Source organism: Venatoribacter cucullus (assembly GCF_016132445.1).
GTDB classification, from domain to species: Bacteria; Pseudomonadota; Gammaproteobacteria; order Pseudomonadales; family Oceanobacteraceae; genus Venatoribacter; species Venatoribacter cucullus.
On the sequence record NZ_CP046056.1, the window covers coordinates 2,789,880 to 2,806,529 of the forward strand.

Annotated in this window: 15 protein-coding genes and 1 tRNA gene; 3 read left to right on the top strand and 13 right to left on the bottom strand. The window is 56.4% G+C overall.

Going from position 1 to position 16,650, the window contains the following annotated elements; genetic code table 11:
• The first annotated feature begins 11 nt into the window (after positions 1-11).
• From GJQ55_RS13145 to GJQ55_RS13155, 3 genes are all read left to right on the top strand, one after another.
• Positions 12-965: an ABC transporter substrate-binding protein gene (locus GJQ55_RS13145; protein ID WP_228345425.1), complete on the top strand. Its 954-nt coding sequence runs from the start codon at positions 12-14 to the stop codon at positions 963-965.
• Positions 962-3,031, top strand: coding sequence for a putative bifunctional diguanylate cyclase/phosphodiesterase (locus GJQ55_RS13150; RefSeq protein WP_228345426.1), 2,070 nt, complete (start codon positions 962-964; stop codon positions 3,029-3,031). Before GJQ55_RS13145 ends, GJQ55_RS13150 begins: the two co-directional genes overlap by 4 nt.
• 87 nt (positions 3,032-3,118) lie before the next feature.
• Positions 3,119-4,336: a hypothetical protein gene (locus GJQ55_RS13155; RefSeq protein WP_228345427.1), complete on the top strand. Its 1,218-nt coding sequence runs from the start codon at positions 3,119-3,121 to the stop codon at positions 4,334-4,336.
• A gap of 23 nt (positions 4,337-4,359) precedes the next feature.
• Here GJQ55_RS13155 and GJQ55_RS13160 read toward each other — a convergent pair whose 3' ends face one another.
• The 13 genes from GJQ55_RS13160 to GJQ55_RS13220 form a co-directional block, all read right to left on the bottom strand.
• On the bottom strand, positions 4,360-5,268 hold the full coding sequence (locus tag GJQ55_RS13160) for a LysR family transcriptional regulator (RefSeq protein ID WP_228345428.1): 909 nt from the start codon (positions 5,266-5,268) through the stop codon (positions 4,360-4,362).
• A 2-nt stretch (positions 5,269-5,270) separates the two neighbouring features.
• A complete protein-coding gene (locus tag GJQ55_RS13165; RefSeq protein ID WP_228345429.1) occupies positions 5,271-8,132 on the bottom strand; it encodes a bifunctional diguanylate cyclase/phosphodiesterase in 2,862 nt (953 codons plus the stop codon).
• Between the two features lie 140 nt (positions 8,133-8,272).
• Positions 8,273-8,349 (bottom strand) — tRNA-Pro (locus tag GJQ55_RS13170).
• 155 nt (positions 8,350-8,504) lie between these two features.
• Complete coding sequence (locus tag GJQ55_RS13175) at positions 8,505-8,933, bottom strand: F0F1 ATP synthase subunit epsilon (RefSeq protein ID WP_228345430.1); 429 nt, start codon at positions 8,931-8,933, stop codon at positions 8,505-8,507.
• Between the two features lie 64 nt (positions 8,934-8,997).
• Positions 8,998-10,392, bottom strand: a complete 1,395-nt coding sequence (gene atpD / locus GJQ55_RS13180) for a F0F1 ATP synthase subunit beta (RefSeq protein ID WP_228345431.1) — start codon at positions 10,390-10,392, stop codon at positions 8,998-9,000.
• 39 nt (positions 10,393-10,431) lie between these two features.
• Positions 10,432-11,292 (bottom strand): F0F1 ATP synthase subunit gamma, encoded by an 861-nt coding sequence (gene atpG, locus GJQ55_RS13185; protein ID WP_228345432.1) that lies wholly within the window; start codon positions 11,290-11,292, stop codon positions 10,432-10,434.
• Positions 11,293-11,348: 56 nt separating this feature from the next.
• Complete coding sequence (gene atpA, locus GJQ55_RS13190; RefSeq protein WP_228345433.1) at positions 11,349-12,893, bottom strand: F0F1 ATP synthase subunit alpha; 1,545 nt, start codon at positions 12,891-12,893, stop codon at positions 11,349-11,351.
• A 17-nt stretch (positions 12,894-12,910) separates the two neighbouring features.
• Positions 12,911-13,447 carry a F0F1 ATP synthase subunit delta gene (locus GJQ55_RS13195; RefSeq protein ID WP_228345434.1) on the bottom strand — a complete coding sequence of 179 codons (537 nt, stop codon included), beginning with the start codon at positions 13,445-13,447 and terminating at the stop codon, positions 12,911-12,913.
• 11 nt (positions 13,448-13,458) lie between these two features.
• On the bottom strand, positions 13,459-13,929 hold the full coding sequence (locus tag GJQ55_RS13200) for a F0F1 ATP synthase subunit B (protein WP_228345435.1): 471 nt from the start codon (positions 13,927-13,929) through the stop codon (positions 13,459-13,461).
• A 67-nt stretch (positions 13,930-13,996) separates the two neighbouring features.
• Positions 13,997-14,233 carry a F0F1 ATP synthase subunit C gene (gene atpE / locus GJQ55_RS13205; RefSeq protein ID WP_228345436.1) on the bottom strand — a complete coding sequence of 79 codons (237 nt, stop codon included), beginning with the start codon at positions 14,231-14,233 and terminating at the stop codon, positions 13,997-13,999.
• A gap of 62 nt (positions 14,234-14,295) precedes the next feature.
• Positions 14,296-15,162 (bottom strand): F0F1 ATP synthase subunit A, encoded by an 867-nt coding sequence (atpB, locus tag GJQ55_RS13210; RefSeq protein WP_228345437.1) that lies wholly within the window; start codon positions 15,160-15,162, stop codon positions 14,296-14,298.
• A gap of 23 nt (positions 15,163-15,185) precedes the next feature.
• The gene (locus GJQ55_RS13215; RefSeq protein WP_229367418.1) at positions 15,186-15,518 is read right to left on the bottom strand and encodes an ATP synthase subunit I; all 333 of its coding nucleotides are present in this window, start codon (positions 15,516-15,518) and stop codon (positions 15,186-15,188) included.
• Between the two features lie 202 nt (positions 15,519-15,720).
• The gene (locus tag GJQ55_RS13220) at positions 15,721-16,650 is read right to left on the bottom strand and encodes a ParB/RepB/Spo0J family partition protein (protein WP_228345439.1); all 930 of its coding nucleotides are present in this window, start codon (positions 16,648-16,650) and stop codon (positions 15,721-15,723) included.

Below are 16,650 nucleotides of genomic sequence, written 5' to 3' on the forward strand. Positions count from 1 at the left end.
CGGAGCTGTCGGTGTTGCGCCTTGCCACCCTGATGATCACCCTGCTGCTGACGGCAGCCCTGAGTGCCTGCAACCACCCCTCTCAACCGTTGCGGGTGGGTACTAACCTGTGGCCGGGTTACGAGCTGCTGTATCTGGCCCGCGAACAGGGTTATTACGACCGTCATATCAAACTGGTGGAGTTACCTTCGGCCTCGGATGTTATTGATGCCTTACGGCTGGGGCATCTGGAAGCCGGCGCGCTGACCCTGGATGAGGTGCTGACCCTGCAGCAGGAAGGCGTGGATCTGGTGGTGGTGCTGGTTTTTAACATCTCCATGGGGGCCGATGTACTGCTGACCCATCCCACGGTTACAGGGCTGAGCGACCTGCGCGGGCGCACGGTTGCCGTTGAAACCACCGCCGTTGGCGCGCTGATGCTGCACAGCGCACTGGAAGCCACCGATCTGAATATCAGCGACGTCACCGTGCGTCACCTGCCCCTAATCGAACATTTACCCGCCTATCAGGCCGGCAGGATCGACGCCATGATTACCTTTGAGCCTTATGCTTCACGCCTGCAGGCGGCCGGTGCGATACCCCGCTTTGACAGCGCGGCCATTCCCGGCAAAGTGGTGGATGTGCTGGCCGTGCGGCGCGAAGCCCTGCGACAGCATGACCATAATCTGCGTCACCTGCTGCAGGGCTTTTTCCGCGCCCGCCAGGATTTGCTGCAACGCCCTGAAGCAGCGCTGGCGATTATTAATCAACGGCTGAAGGTCTCTGCCGCTGAGCTGCCCTCGCTGTTTAATGGCCTGCAGCTGCCCGATGTCATCGAAAACGCCGCGCTGTTAGAGCACGACCCATCGGTTTTAACCTACAACGCGGCTGATCTGGCCCAGCTGATGCAGCAGCAACAACTGCTGCCCGGCGTACCGGATCTGACCGCCTTTACTTCAGCCGCCTGGCTGCCGGAGCAACCATGAACCGGCACCCTATGTACTCACTCAGCAAAATCCTGCTCAGCTGGTCGGCACTGGCCTTAGGCATTACCGCCCTGGTGTTAAGCTACTTCCTCTATCAGGCCTTAACGGCCCAGTTCAACAGCACCTGGGCCGGTAAGCTAGAAGCCGAACTGAACGGCCTGCGCCTGTCTCTGCAACACCAGCTGTCTGACGGTGAGTGGGCACTGGCCGATCAGACCCTGAGCCGCATGGCGGTGCGCCCCCATATCAGCCATCTGGTACTGGTGATTGATGGCAAGGTACGTCTTTCAACCCGCCGCGCCGATCTGGGCGAACCCCTGCCGGCCGATCTGCAAGCCGCCGGGCTGGAGCCAGCGCTGCCGGACTTTCAGTATCAGCAGCAAAAAGGGCATTTTTACGGCCTGCTGCCGCTGCAATTCCGCAGCGGTAAAGAGTTACGCGGACAAACCAACGGCTGGCTGTACGCTCATTACGACACCACCACCCAACGATATGAGACGCTGATCGATACACTGGAAAAAGTGGCACTGGTGCTGGCCATGCTGGCGCTTTACACCCTGGGGCTGCAGCGTATTGTGAAGCATCAGGTTTTATTACCCCTGCAACGACTGGTGGGGTTTACCCGCGCTCTTACCGAAGGCCAGCTGGGCAGCCGGGTACATGCCGGTCATTCACAGGAATTTGCGCATCTGGAGCGGGCCTTTAACCAGCTCAGTGCTCACCTGCAACAATCCATGCAACAGATTGAATACCAGGCCAATTTTGATTCGCTGACCAATCTGGCCAACCGCCGCTTTGCGATGCTGCATCTGGAAAAGAAAATTGCCCATGCCCGCCGGCATCAGCACTATGGCGCCGTGTTGTTCATCGACCTCGATCACTTTAAGAACATCAATGATTCCCTCGGTCACCCGGTTGGCGACCAATTACTGATCGAGGTCGCTAAACGCCTGCGCGTAACCGTGCGCAATGAGGATCTGACGGCCCGCCTGGGCGGGGATGAATTTCTGGTGCTGCTGGATCAGGAAGACAACAGCCCGGAAATGGCCGCCAGCCACGCCAGCGATTGCGCGCAACGGGTATTGGATGCCATTCGTCAGCCCTTTGAAATTGATGTGCACTGCTTCCACCTGTCGGCCAGCATCGGCATCGCGATTTTTCCGTCCGGCCAGGACAGCGTAGCGGATTTGGTACGTCAGTCTGATACCGCCATGTACCACGCCAAATCACTGGGTCGCAGCGCCTACAGCCTGTACACCGACAATATGCAGCAACAGACGCAGGACAAACTGAATCTGTTTAACGATCTGCATCAGGCCATTGAAGAGGAAGCCTTTTATCTGGTGTTCCAGCCACAGCTGAACAGCCGTGGCGAGGCCAGCGGCGCCGAAGTGCTGTGCCGCTGGAATAATAACGGCGTACCAGTGGCACCGGATGTGTTTATTGCCGCGGCCGAAGAAACCAACCTGATTATTCCGCTGGGCCGCTGGATTCTGCGCCAGAGCTGCCGGCATCTGCAGCACTGGCGGCAGCAGGGCTGTTTGCCGGCGTCCTTCCGCCAGCTGGCGGTGAATATCAGCCCGATCCAGTTCCGCGACCCGCAGTTTGAAAGCCTGATCAATGAGCTGCTGGAAGAATATTCGCTGGAACCTCAGTGGCTGGAGCTGGAAATTACCGAAAATACCTTCCTCGGTAATAATGATGAAGCGCGCAACAAGATAGAGCGCCTGAGCCAACTGGGCATCCGCTTTGCACTGGACGACTTCGGTACCGGCTACTCCTCTCTCAGCTACCTGCAGCAATTACCGCTGCATAAACTGAAAATTGACCGCTCCTTCATCACCGATATCGACAAAACCGACCAGCCGGTGCCCATCATCGAGTCCATTATTCAGCTGGGCCATAATCTCGGCCTGGATGTGATTGCCGAAGGGGTTGAAACCGAACAGCAGCGCGATTACCTGCTGGCGCACCAGTGCTACGAATTCCAGGGCTACTGGTTCAGCAAACCGCTGAACGATGAAGCCTTCTGCCGCTATCTGGCCGAATTGCAAAGCTGCCCGTAAACATAGGGCAAAGGCAAATAACGGCCATTGTCAGAGGCCAGCCGCCGCTTTACTCTGTCGCACAATAAAAATAATAAGGATAACGCTGTGCGCATTTCATCTTTGTGGCTGTTGACCTTGTTGCTGAGCCTGAGCGGCTGCGGCGCGGATTCCTCACTGTCTGCGGGAACGGATAACGCCCAGACACCTGGCACCGATACCGGTACGACTGACCCCGATGACGATGATGCGGGTGAAGGGGGCGACGCTGAGAACCCCGATGATCCGGTCATTTCCAACCCCAGGGAATTTGATTACCGTCCCGATAACGGCGCTCCGGTAGAAACCTGCACGCCAGACGATGCCGATATTGCCGCCGACGCGACCGGGCTGGGCACCACCGGGGCCGACAGCACCTATGCCATAACCGGCTACGCTGAAGACACCAGTGGCAGCGGCCTGACCGGCACCTGGGTCATCGTCGCCCGCGACAACACCGCAGCCCCCATCCGGCGTATGCAGAAATATTTTATGGTGATCCGCAGCAACGGCAGCGGTGAGTATGAAATGGCCAACTGCAGCGCCATGCCGACCATAACCGAAGAAACTACCAAGCAGTGGGTGGATGAGTATGACAAGCCGGTAACAGAAGACGATCCCGCTCGGGTTGTACAAATAGATGTGGTCACCAAGCGCACCTATAACGCCTGGCAACCCTTTGTCCTGCCGCAGGCCACCGCAGGCACAACCATCACCTTGCCGCTGCTGACACCCAGTGAGATGGTGCCGGAAAACGGCGTCACGCTGACGGTGACCGACACCAGCCGGCTGAGCAGCACTGACGGGGTGTATCAGGGGCTGAAGTTATCCACCAGCACTGCACCTTTGGGTACTGCAGGCGCGGATATCACGCCCTCGCCATCAAACAGCAACCCCAATCCAACTCAGATTAACTTCAGTACTGAAAACATCTGGTGCGTGGTTCAATCGCGCCAGATTGAACAGCAATGCAGCACCAGCAACCCCCAACCCGAACCCATTGTCGATTCGATTATCCGCGCCTCCACTGAAAAGTGGCAGCTGGGCGTGGCCACCAGCACCGAAGCCAGCTGGACGAACAAGTTTCTGCTGGTGGCCCGTAATGTTTTGGAGGGTATAAGTACGGATGCGAACAGTGGTGTGCGCACCACCGCCACGGCCGGTGAAGCCGACAGCATCAGTCACAGCACCAGTGAACTGCAGGTACAGGTAGATGTCGGTCTGAGGCTGGGAAGTAGCGACAGCATCAGTATTGATACCAATATCCCCGGCAGTTTAAAGCCCTGAAACCTGGCGTTAAACGGCAGCACTCAGAACAGATTTAACAGCTGCTCTTTCAGCCACATCACGGCCGGATCGCCGTTGGCTTTACGATGCCAGTACAGGTGCAGCTCCAGCGCCGGCAGCGGCATTGGCAGCTCGCGCACCAGCAGATCGGGCGTTTGCTGCACCAGCCGGGCGGCAAATTCCTGCGGCATGGTCAGCAATAAGTCGGTCTGTTGCACCACCTGCACGGCGGCATGGTAATTCTGGCAGCGTAATGCGATGCGCCGGGCTTTGCCCTGGCGGGTTAAGGCAAAATCTTCCACTCCCGGGCCTTCCGGCCGGCTGGATACCTGCACATGGCGGGCGCTCAGATAAGCCTCCAGATCCCAGTGCTGCCCCGCCAGCGGGTGTTGCGCCCGCAGCATCACCACCAGCCGTTGTTCTCCAATGACGCAGTGTTCAATGTCTTCACCGACCGGCAACAAAACATCCACGGCAAAATCCAGCTGACCGGAGGTTAAGGCAGCGGCAATATCGCGGCGCGGCACGCGGATGCTGTGCAGCTGAACGGCCGGGGCCTGCTGCTGCAATTGCTGCATCAATACCGGCAGGGCGGTCGCTTCCATCACATCGCGGGCGGCCAGGGTGAAAACCCGGCTGGCGCTGGCCGGATCAAAGGCCAGACCATCGGTAAGGGTGGTTTCCAGTCCCTGCAGCGCGGTGCGCACCCGGCCAATAATGGCTTTGGCCAGTGGCGTCGGTGCCACCCCCCGGCCGGAGCGTTCAAACAACGGATCATTGAAACACTCACGCAACCGACTGAGCGCATGGCTGACCGCCGGCTGCGATAAATTAAGCTGCTCAGCGGCGCGGGTGAGGCTGCCTTCGCGGTATATCACATCAAACACCACAAACAGGTTCAGATCGATGCGGGCGAAATTTTTCTGATACATAGTCAGTTCCCGCCCCGGAGCCGGCAGAAATCAGCCAGCTGGCCGGCCGCTAACGGCTTACTGTAGTAATAGCCCTGAATCAGATCACAGCCCTGCTGCTGCAGAAAGGCCAGCTGTTCCGCTTCCTCCACACCTTCGGCCACCACCTGCATATTCAGGCTGTGTGCCAGCTGAATAATGGCGGTAACAATGCCTTTATCGGTGTCGTTATGGCCCAGTTCACGCACGAACGACTGGTCGATTTTCAGCTCATCCACCTGAAAACGCTTCAGGTAGCTCATGGAAGAATAACCGGTACCGAAATCATCAATGGATAAGTAGAAACCGGCGGCTTTCAGTTCGGCCATAATGCGCTGGGCATCATCCGGATTATTCAGCGCCACCGCTTCGGTCAGTTCCAGTTCAAAATCAGCCGGCGTAAGACCTTCAGCCTGCACCAGCGCCGCAGCATGGGCGGCAAAATCCGGCTGAATAAACTGCAGTGCCGATAAATTAATGGCCAGCCGGAATACGGGTAAGCCATCATTGCGCCATTGCTGCAGCTGCCGCGCTGCCTGCTGCAGTACCCATTCCCCAATGCCGACAATCAGGCCGTTGGTTTCCGCCAGCGGGATAAATTCAGCCGGTGACACCTGGCCCCACTTCGGGCTGTTCCAGCGCAATAAGACTTCCGCTGCGATCATGCGTTGCCGGCGCAGATCCAGCTGCGGCTGAAACGCCAGCCACAGCTCTTCCCGTTGCTGAGCCCCGGCCAGCGCACTGCCCAATTCCAGTTTGCGCAGGCTATTAGCCTGCATTTCCGGGGCGTAAAAACGATAGCTGTTCCGGCCCTCCTGTTTGGCCCGGTACATGGCGGTTTCAGCACTGGTCAGCAGGGTCTCAAAATCCTGGCCATCGGTCGGATACAAAGCGATGCCCACCGATGCCGTCAGGGTTAACTCCTGATTGTCTTGCAGCAGCAGTAGCGGCTGTTGTATCAGCTGCAGCAAATCGGCGGCAACCTGTCCCGCTTTGCTGTCATCGGCAGCGGGCAATACAAACAGAAAGCCATCACCAGAATGGCGGCCGAGAATGTCTTTGCCGGTCAGGATGGTGCGCAAGCGCATACCGATTTCCCGCAGCACCAGATCCCCCATGCGATGGCCCAGGGTGTCGTTAATGGTTTTGAAATGGTCCAGATCCAGCCAGATTAAGGCCAGCGGCGCCGGCCGCTGTTCAGCCGCCTGATATTCACCAAAGCGCTGTTTGAGTAAATGCGGGTTGGGCAACCCGGTAAGCTGGTCGTAATGCGAGAGTTGTTCAATGCGGCGCTCGGCCTCGCGGCGGGCGGTAATATCTTCTTTGTGGGCGATGTAGTTAATAACCTGCCCCTGCTCATCACGCAGAGGATAAATCAGGGCCTTTTCCACGTATTCTTGGCCGGCCTTATTGCGGTTAACCAACTCGCCCTGCCAGGCCCGGCCCTGATGCAGACTCTGCCACATCCCTTTATAGGTCGATGCCGGTGTCTTGCCGGATTTGATAATGCCCGGATCTTTGCCCTGCACATCCTCAACGCTGTAACCACTAACGCGGGTAAATGCATCGTTTACATATTCGATATGACCCGCCAGGTCGGTGATAATGACCGGGTAGGGGCTTTGATCCACCACCGAGGACAGCAGCCGGATGCGGGCTTCACTGTGCAGCTGGGCGGTAATATCGCGGGCTGAGGCATACACAACGCCATGACGTGAGGCGGCCCGCCATTCCAGCTGACGGATGTCGCCATCCGCACGCCGCATACCGGCACAGATGGTTTCTGTGGCCTGACCACTGGCCACCCGGCTGACAAACCGCTGCACCTGTTGCTGTTCGGCCGGGGGAATAAAATCGGTGAGGAAATGTCCTTCCAGTTGTTCTGCGTGGTATCCCATCACTTTCTGCCACGAGCCGTTTACCCGCATAAAACGGCCATCGTGGCTACCGATGCAGAACAAATCCAGATTGGCGTCAAAGAAGTAATCCAGCTCTTCCTGCTGCTGTCGTAACCGCTGTTCAGATTCCTGCAGGCGGCGATAGGGCAACTGTACAACCTCCATAAATAAGGCCCGGTACAGAAACGCATAACTGACGATCTTCAGGATATGGCCCAGCAGGTTATACAGATCCGTAACGTCGGCGTAGAGCGTGAACATGAATTCACTCATGGCCATCAGCAGCGCAGCGGCAAACATACCGGCGGCATGAAAACGCCGCGGTTGGCGCAGGGCATTAACGAACAGCAAAGCGGCGGCCAGATACACCGCAATCAGGCCGTATTCGAGGGCTATTTTCAGTGCAGTCAGACCACTGCCGGGCATAAAGGTACGCGGCACGGTGGCAGGCCACAGCAAGAACCACAGGCTGCTTACCAGGGTGAACGTCAGCACCAGGATGTAGAGCCAGCCGCGCGGGAGTTTAATACCACGCTGATAAACCGCCAGCGCGCTCAGCAGCAGCCCGCTGGCGGCCAGATAACGGGCGGCCAGCCAGAAATTAATGGCCTTTTCCGGATCGGCCGGTGTAATAAAATCGGGCATGCCCTGAAACGACAGCAGGTGCAGCGTATCCAGAATGGCCACCCCCAGAAATACCGGCGCCAGACTGCTGGTGTGGGGTGCAGCAATATTGTCCATACGGCTGTGATTAATACTGACAATCATCAGCGCCACGGAGATGGCGGCCAATTCCAGCACAATATGCAGCGGTACATAATTGGCTATGCCGGCACCAAAGGCGGAAAACCACGGCAGCCAGACCAGCAGAATGATCACCACTGATAGCGCGATAAGGGCAAAGCGGGCAGTACGCCATTCGGAATGGTGACTGGGATGTATGGGCATCAGAACCTGACCGGATCAGTAAGAGTGACGGCAATTAAATGGCCGTACAGAAACATTGGTCTGTTAATTTTAGCAGTTGATAGCTAAACAGCCGGTTACAGGCGTAACGGATAAAACATGAAGGGGGGAATTCAGAAAATTGGTCGGAGTGAGAGGATTCGAACCTCCGACCCCTGCGTCCCGAACGCAGTGCACTACCAGGCTGTGCTACACTCCGACTTTGTGCGCGTACTATACGAATTTTTTTTTATTTTTCCAGTACTTGTGCGTATAAATTTTGTATCTGCAGCAACATAGTGTTCTTTTAATAACGCTCCAGCAGATATAAAAAACCCCGCTGAGCGGGGTTCTTTAACGATCGACTGCTTAAGCTTAACGCTTGCCCAGTTTTTCGCGGATCTGCTGGATGGTGCGCAGCTGAGCAACCGCTTCAGCCAGCTGAGCCAGCGCCAGGGTGTAATCCACCTCGCCACTCTTGTTTTCCATCGCCAGTTCGGCCTGACGCTTGGCTTCCAGAGCTGCAGCCTCATCAAGGTTGTCAGCACGGACAGCGGTGTCAGCCAGGATGGTGACAGAGTTCGGCTGCACTTCCAGATAGCCGCCAGAGACGTAAACAATCTCTTCTGCACCGCCTTGTCTTACAACACGGACGGTACCCGGGATCAGCGGGGTCAGCAGTGCTGCGTGACCGGGTTCAATACCCAGTTCACCCTGTGCACCACGGGCTACCACACGCTCGACCAGACCGGAGAACAGATTCTCTTCGGCGCTGACGATATCGCAATGGACGGTAATCGCCATAATCTTTTCCTCAGACTGAGGAGGCCGGCAACCTTGTTATTACGCAGTTGCCGACCCGGCCAGGTTACATTTTCTTGGCTTTCTCAACGGCTTCGTCGATGGTGCCAACCATGTAGAACGCTTGTTCCGGCAGGCTGTCGTACTCGCCGTTCAGGATACCCTGGAAACCACGGATGGTTTCTTTCAGCGACACGTACTTACCAGGCGCACCGGTAAAGATCTCAGCTACGTGGAACGGCTGAGACAGGAAACGCTCGATCTTACGTGCACGGGACACCAGCAGCTTGTCTTCGTCTGACAGTTCGTCCATACCCAGAATGGCGATGATGTCTTTCAGCTCTTTATAGCGCTGCAGAACACCCTGAACGCCACGAGCTACGTCGTAGTGTTCGTTACCGATAACCAGCGGATCCAGCTGACGAGAGGTGGAATCCAGCGGGTCAATGGCCGGGTAAATACCTTTGGACGCGATGTCACGGGACAGTACTACAGTAGAGTCCAAGTGCGCGAAGGTGGTGGCCGGAGACGGGTCAGTCAAGTCGTCCGCCGGTACGTATACGGCCTGTACCGAGGTAATAGAGCCGGTTTTGGTCGAGGTAATACGTTCCTGCAGAACGCCCATCTCTTCCGCCAGAGTCGGCTGGTAACCTACCGCAGACGGCATACGACCCAGCAGTGCAGATACTTCAGTACCAGCCAGGGTGTAACGGTAAATGTTGTCCACGAACAGCAGAACGTCTTTACCTTCGTCACGGAATTTTTCGGCCATGGTCAGACCAGTCAGGGCCACGCGCAGACGGTTACCCGGCGGCTCGTTCATCTGACCGTACACCATCGCTACCTTGGACTTCACTTTGTCGTCCAGGTTTACAACACCGGATTCAGCCATTTCGTAGTAGAAGTCGTTACCTTCACGGGTACGCTCACCTACACCGGCGAATACCGACAGACCGGAGTGGGCCTTGGCGATGTTGTTGATCAGTTCCATCATGTTTACGGTTTTACCAACACCGGCACCACCGAACAGACCCACTTTACCGCCTTTGGCAAACGGGCAAACCAGGTCAATAACCTTGATGCCGGTTTCCAGCAGGTCGGTGCTGGCTGCTTGTTCGTCGAAGCTGGGGGCAGCACGGTGAATAGAAGCAACTTCTTTCTCACCGATAGGGCCACATTCGTCGATCGGGCGACCCAGTACGTCCATGATGCGGCCCAGAGTCTCAATACCTACCGGTACAGAGATCGGAGCGCCAGAGTTAGTAACAGACAGGCCGCGTTTCAGGCCTTCTGTGGAGCCCATCGCAATGGTACGTACCACGCCGTCGCCCAGCTGCTGCTGAACTTCAAGGGTGGTTTCTGTACCATCTACGGTCAGGGCGTCGTAGACCTTAGGCACCACATCACGCGGGAATTCCACGTCGATAACGGCGCCGATGATCTGTACGATACGTCCGCTCATATTCGGTTCCTCTTAACCTTTTAACCAGTTCCCCGGGCCTTAAACGGCCGCGGCACCGCTAACGATTTCTGAAATTTCCTGGGTGATCGCCGCCTGACGCGCTTTGTTATAAAGCAGGTTCAGTTCTTTGATCATGCCGCCGGCGTTATCGGTGGCGTTTTTCATCGCCAACATACGCGCAGCCTGCTCACAGGCGTTGTTTTCAACCACACCCTGATACACCTGTGATTCGATGTAGCGCAGCAGCAGACCATCAATGATGGTTTCTGCATCCGGCTCATACAGGTAGTCCCAGTGTTTCTTGGTCAGATCGTCTTCGACTGCCTTCAACGGGAGTAATTGTTCCGCCACCGGCAGTTGGGTCATCGTGTTCACAAAGCGATTGTGCATGATGTACAAACGGTCGATACGACCCTCATCAAATGCATCCAGCATCACTTTTACCGAGCCGATCAGGCTGGCCAGTTCCGGCGCGTCACCCAGATGGGATTTGGACGCCACAACGTTGCCACCAAAACTGGAGAAGAACAGGCTGGCTTTGGAGCCAACGGCGCAGAATTCAACCTCTACGTTTTGTTCTTTCCACTCTTTTACCTGCTGTGCCAGGCGCTTGAACAGGTTGTTGTTCAGGCCACCGCACAGACCACGGTCGGAAGACACCACGATATAGCCAACTCGCTTGATGTCGCGGTCCTGCAGATAACGATGGCGTGATTCAGTGGCTGCAGAAGCCAGGTGTCCGACCACACGACGGATGTTATCCGCGTAAGGACGGCTGGACTGCATACGCATCTGAGCGCGACGCATTTTACTGACCGCGACTTTCTCCATCGCGGACGTAATTTTCTGCGTGCTTTTCACACTCGAAATCTGCTCTTTAATCTCTTTTCCGACTGCCATATAGCTGCCCTAGATTGAGTGAATCCCGCCGCGCCTGTTACAGCGCGGCACCGGACTTACCAGGCCTGAGTGCTCTTGAACTTCTCGATACACTCTTTCAGGCTGGCTTCGATCTCACCGTTGTAGTCGCCTTTCTCGTTGATTTTCGCCATCAGAGCAGCGTATTCGCTGTTGGCGAAGCTCAGCAGAGCGGCTTCAAAGGATTTGATCTTGTTCACTTCAACGTCAGCCAGATAGCCTTCGTTAGCAGCCAGCAGTACCAGACCCATGTTGGCGGTGGACATCGGAGCGTACTGACCTTGCTTCATCAGCTCGGTAACTGCACGGCCGTGTTCCAGCTGCTTACGGGTGGCTTCATCCAGGTCAGAGGCAAACTGAGCGAACGCCGCCAGTTCACGGTACTGAGCCAGAGCCAGACGGATACCACCGCCCAGTTTCTTGATGATCTTGGTCTGCGCGGCACCACCAACACGGGATACCGAGATACCCGCGTTCATCGCCGGACGGATACCGGAGTTGAACAGGTTGGTTTCCAGGAAGATCTGACCGTCGGTAATAGAAATTACGTTGGTCGGAACGAACGCAGATACGTCACCACCCTGGGTTTCAATGATCGGCAGTGCGGTTAAGGAACCGGTTTTGCCTTTCACTTCGCCGTTGGTCATCTTTTCTACGTAGTCAGCGTTTACGCGGCAAGCGCGTTCCAGCAGACGGGAGTGCAGATAGAATACGTCACCCGGGTATGCTTCACGGCCCGGCGGGCGCTTCAGCAGCAGGGAGATCTGACGGTAAGCCCAGGCTTGTTTGGTCAGGTCATCGTATACGATCAGAGCGTCTTCGCCACGATCCAGGAAGAACTCACCCATGGCGCAGCCAGAGTAAGGAGCCAGGAATTGCATAGCGGCCGGGTCGGCAGCGCCGGCGGCCACGATGATGGTGTGTTCCAGAGCGCCGTGTTCTTCCAGCTTGCGTACTACGTTAGCGATAGAAGATTGCTTCTGACCGATGGCAACGTAGATACACTTAATGCCTTTGCCTTTCTGGTTGATGATGGCGTCGATGGCCAGAGCGGATTTACCGGTCTGACGGTCACCGATGATCAGCTCACGCTGGCCACGGCCAACCGGTACCATGGAGTCAACCGCTTTGTAGCCAGTTTCAACCGGCTGGTCTACCGATTTACGGGCAATAACGCCAGGCGCAACACGCTCAACCGGAGAGGTCTGTGTGGTGTTCAGCGGGCCTTTACCGTCGATCGGGTTACCCAGAGCGTCAACCACACGACCCAGCATGCCTTCGCCTACCGGTACTTCCAGAATGCGGCTGGTGCATTTGGCCGTCTGACCTTCAGCCAGTGACTTGTAGTCACCCAGAACCACGGCGCCAACAGAGTCGCGCTCAAGGTTCATGGCCAGGCCGTAGACGCCGCCTTCAAATTCAATCATCTCACCGTACATAGCATCGGCGAGACCATGGATACGAACGATACCGTCGGATACGGATACGACGGTGCCCTCGTTCTGGGCTTGTGAAGTCACATCGAGATTTTCGATGCGTTTTTTGATGACTTCACTGATCTCAGATGGATTCAGTTGCTGCATGTGCATCGTCCTTCAAATTAGGATTTCATCGCTTCGGCTAATTTCGCCAGCTTGCCGGTTACGGAGCCGTCGATTACCAGGTCACCGGCACGAATGATGGCGCCACCGATGAGAGACTCATCGACTTCGCTGGTCATGCGTACTTCACACTGCAGTCTGGCTTTCAGCGCCTGCACGAGCTTGGTGCTTTGCTCGTCAGACAGTGGCTGGGCGGAAGTTACCACCACGTCCACGGTATTCTGCAGCTGGGCTTTCATCTCTTCGTATAACTCAGAGACTTCTGCCAGCAGCGGCAGACGCTTGTTTTCGGCCAGAACAGCGACCAGGTTTTTGGCTGCTTCATTCAGCTTATCGCCACATACGTCGACTAGCGTCTGTGCCTGCTGTTGCGCAGACAGAGAAGGATGCTGCAGGAAAGCTGCCAGTTGTTTATCGGCCACACAGGCCGCCAGCAGTGCCAGGTCGGCAGACCAGGCATCCAGTGCACCTTTCTCTTGTGCTTCAGCAAACACCGCTTTGGCGTATGGCCGAGCGAGAGTTGTTAATTCAGCCATGGAAACCTCGCTCAGAGCTCGTCAGCTAATTTATTCAGCAGGTCGCCGTGGGCGGCTGCATCGACTGACTTGCCAAGAATCTTCGCTGCACCGGCAACAGCCAGTTCAGACACCTGCTTACGCAGAGTTTCTTTAGCGCGGTTCACTTCCTGCTCGACCTCAGCCTGAGCAGCGGCTACCAGACGGGCACCTTCAGCACGAGCGGCTTCTTTAGCCTCATCGATAATCTGATTGGCGCGCTTGTTAGCCTGTTCGATGATCTCGGCAGCTTTCTCTTTGCCTTCACGCATCTGGGAAGTGGCTTTTTCCTGGGCCAGCTCCAGATCACGGGCAGCGCGGTTAGCGGCGTCGAGACCTTCCGCAATTTTCTCCTGGCGTTCGCGCATGGCACCGACCAGCGGTGGCCATACGAACTTCATGCAGAACCAGACGAAAATCGCAAAGGCAATCATTTGACCCAAAATGGTCAGGTTCATATTCACAGTGATTCACCTCTTGCCATTACGTTAAAGTAGGTAGACGAGCGACCCGGAGGGCCGCACCTACTTATCAGGCTGCAGACGGTGCTACTACGAAAATCAGGTACATCGCGATACCAACACCGATCATCGGCACGGCGTCAAGCAGACCGGCCATCAGGAAGGTTTTGGTTTGCAGCTGCGGACCCAGTTCCGGCTGACGAGCGGTGCCTTCCAGCAGCTTGCCACCCAGCAGGGCGAAACCGATGCCAGTGCCCAGTGCACCCAGACCGATCATGATAGCAGCAGCGATATATACGAGTTCCATGTGAGACTCCTGAAGTTACTAGTTAGTGATTTAAGGGTTTAAAACAGTCTGTCAATTCCGCGTCAGTGATGCTCTTCGTGGGCCTGAGACAGATATACAATCGTCAGAACCATGAAGATAAACGCCTGCAGCGGGATTACCAGAATATGGAAGATTGCCCAGGGTACGTTCAGTACCCACTGCGCGTAGAACGGCAGCAGTGCAATCAGAATAAATACCACCTCACCGGCGTACATGTTACCGAACAGACGCAGTGCCAGAGACAGCGGCTTGGTCAGCAGGCCAAGGATCTCCAGGAACAGGTTGAAAGGAACGGCCAGCCAGTGATTGAACGGGGTCAGTGACAGCTCTTTAGCGAAGCCACCCACACCTTTAATTTTGATGCTGTAGAAAATAATCAGCAGGAAAACGCCGATGGACAGACCCAGAGTACCGTTCGGGTCAGCGGTCGGAACAATCTTGAAGTAAGGCACACCCAGCGCATGCGCAATGGACGGAATAATGTCGACCGGGATCCATTTCAGGGAGTTCATCAGGAACACCCACACGAAAATGGTCAGTGCCAGCGGCGCAATCATGGCGCTGCGGCCATGGAAGGTTTCTTTCACGGTGTTATCAACGAAGCCAACCACCGCTTCCACCAGGTTCTGCGCCGCACCCGGCACACCGGAAGTGGCTTTTTTCGCCACGCGGCTGAAGAACCATACGAACAGCAAGCCCATGAAGACAGACCAGCCGAGGGAATCCACGTGCACCGCCATAAAGCCCATGTCCTGCGCTTCTTTGCCAGACTTGGCAAGCGTCCAAGTAGAGGCAGTCAGTTCCGTTTCAGTACCGTCAGCGTTTTTACGGACATAGCCGGCAGGCAGCTTGCCGTAGGTGAGGTTGGTTAAGTGATGAGCAATATACTCTTGTGAGTTAGCGGCCATTCTTCACTCTCAGTTCCAAAGGTTTATAAATTGGCAATCTTTGCCGAGAACAGATGTCCCAGCTGCACCATCACAAAGCCTGCGAACAGTGCGGGATAATTCAGTGGCCAGCCCTGACTGAAAATGGTGGCAAACATCAGGGCGGTCAGAATAAATTTCCAGGCTTCCCCCCGGTATAACGCCTCGGCGACCTTGCCGGCGTAGCGCGCCCCGCGGAAGCGAAAGGCACGCCAGACAAAATAGGCATTGGGGATCGCACAGGCGATTCCACCCAATAAAGCCGACCAACCGGCAACGCTGCTGTGCAGTGTGGCGATGGCTCCGGCCAGCAGCGTCAGACCCAGCTGTAACAACACAATCCGATGTACGGGTGGGCGCGGTAAAAATGACAACCTGAGGCTCCACACTGGACGATTTGCGGGTTAGCTGACGCAAAAGCGCGGTGATTATATTGACTCACCCCCCGGCCTTCAACCGAAACCGGGGCGCCGAGGGTGAATAATTGGTCGGATACTGTCAAGAAAGGGTGATGTGTCCGGTTGGCAAGTTTGATCTGGCTCAGCGAATGTGGGCCAGAATGCCGTCCAGTTCATCCAGCGAGCTGTAATTAATGACCAGCTTGCCTTTGCCTTTGGCGCTGTGCTGAATGGCCACATTGGCACCCAGACGGTCACCCAGCAGTTGTTCCAGGCGCTGAATATCCGGATCGGGGCGGGCCGGCACCTGCATATCCTTGCCTTTGCCTTCCTGCAGATGCCGCACCAGCGCTTCGGTCTGACGCACGGTTAACGCACGACTGACGACCTGCGCGGCCGCTTCACTCTGGGCACCACCGCTCAGGCCAAGCAGGGCACGGGCATGGCCCATTTCAATATCGCCGTGTTCCAGCAGCCGTTTAACGTCTTCGTTCAGGTTCATCAGGCGCAGCAGGTTGGCCACGGTGGCACGGTTTTTACCCACGGCTTCCGCCACTTCCATTTGCGTCAGCTCAAATTCGTGCTGCAGACGGTACAGCGCATTGGCTTCTTCCATCGGATTCAGGTCTTCGCGCTGGATGTTCTCAATCAGCGCCATGGCAATGGCAGCGTCATCGGCCACATCGCGGATAATGGCCGGTACTTTCTCCAGCTGCGCCAGCTGGGAGGCGCGCCAGCGGCGTTCGCCAGCAATGATTTCGTAGCGGTCGCTGCTGCCAGCCAGTGGCCGTACCACGATCGGCTGCATCAGGCCCTGCGCCTTAATAGAAGCGGCTAATTCTTCCAGCGCTTCGGGCTGCATGTCTTTACGCGGCTGGTACTTACCCGGCTGCAGCCATTCCACCGGCAGGTGACGCAGCTCGCCATCGCGGCTGTCAGCGCTGCTGAATTCTGCCGCATTGTCCGCTGCCGAAGCAGCGGCGGTATCGTCATGAGTGGCCACTGCCGCTGCGCGGGAGCTGGTTAACAGGGCATCCAGCCCCCGGCCAAGGCCACGTTTTCTCTTTGTCAT